Origin of the sequence: Burkholderia sp. GbtcB21 (genome assembly GCF_019091065.1) — a bacterium.
GTDB lineage: Bacteria > Pseudomonadota > Gammaproteobacteria > Burkholderiales > Burkholderiaceae > Burkholderia > Burkholderia pyrrocinia_C.
In genome coordinates this window covers 1-231 of record NZ_JAGXKA010000535.1, presented here as the reverse complement: position 1 = coordinate 231, position 231 = coordinate 1, and the positions used below count along the sequence as shown (strand labels likewise).

General features: G+C 63.6%; 1 pseudogene. It reads right to left on the bottom strand.

Annotated elements, in window-relative coordinates:
* Window positions 1-231, bottom strand: a pseudogene (locus tag KVT39_RS37565) (porin); the annotation flags it as partial.

Below are 231 nucleotides of genomic sequence, written 5' to 3'. Positions count from 1 at the left end.
TTGCCCGATCTGCCGTCCACGGCCGACACGGAAGCCTGCTGATAGCCCACGTTGAACGACGCGGGCCCCTGTGCATAGGTCAGTACCACACCGTACGTGCTGACGAGCCCCATCGCGCCGGCATGGTTGCCGAAGCCGTAGATCGCGTCGCCGCTCAGGCCGCTGTAGGAAAACTTGTACTTCACCGAGTGCGGCACCGTCAGGTAGTTGCCGATGCCGTTGTACGCCCAG